The organism is Kitasatospora cystarginea (assembly GCF_039533515.1).
GTDB lineage: Bacteria > Actinomycetota > Actinomycetes > Streptomycetales > Streptomycetaceae > Kitasatospora > Kitasatospora cystarginea.
On the sequence record NZ_BAAATR010000212.1, the window covers coordinates 1 to 587 of the forward strand.

General features: G+C 62.7%; 2 protein-coding genes. One reads left to right on the forward strand and one right to left on the reverse strand.

Going from position 1 to position 587, the window contains the following annotated elements; all coding sequences use genetic code 11:
• Positions 1-159: SUMF1/EgtB/PvdO family nonheme iron enzyme (locus tag ABD369_RS40895; protein ID WP_344641707.1), on the forward strand; the 159-nt coding region annotated here is incomplete at its 5' end.
• On the opposite strand, the gene ABD369_RS40900 is transcribed toward ABD369_RS40895, so the two are convergent.
• A partial coding sequence (locus tag ABD369_RS40900; protein ID WP_486327365.1) for a P-loop NTPase family protein occupies positions 142-587 on the reverse strand: 446 nt, incomplete at its 5' end. The two genes, ABD369_RS40895 and ABD369_RS40900, sit on opposite strands and share 18 nt — an antisense overlap.

A 587-nucleotide genomic window follows, 5' to 3' on the forward strand; every position in this document is an offset into this window, starting at 1 on the left:
TGGGATCCCTACGACCCCGAGGCCTACGGCACGTACCGGATCTTTCGCGGCGGCAGTTGGGCCGAAAGCGAGCGCGGTTGCGGCGCTACCGTAAGGAGGCGAAGCCATCCGACGTTTGCAATCGACGACCTGGGATTTCGCCTAGCTCAAACGATCTGAGGGCAGACGGCTGAGGACTTCGAGCACAGCCTCGATCTCTTCTCGACTGCGCAGCCGAACTATCGGCAACGACGGCACATCGACAAGAACCGTGGCCATTCGCTCGGCGTTGCGTCCGTCGGTTCGCCAGGCCCAGCGCACCACGTGATCCGGATCGAACAGAATGGTGTGCAGTGGAGGCTCCATGTTGCGATTCCACAACACCTCTCGCTGCAATCGCCGACGCACGGTTCGTGTGATCACCTGGCGCATCACCGTCCGCCGAGGCAGATCCAACCACAGCATCAGGTCCGCACGCTCGGCCAGAAGTCGACGCACCGCACCGTACTGCCACTCGGTCACCCAGGCCGGCTCGCTGGAAAAGCGTCGTACTTCGGTTTCGAAACTGTCGAGCGGAATCCAGCCGGGCCCGTGGAACAGCGAGTCCA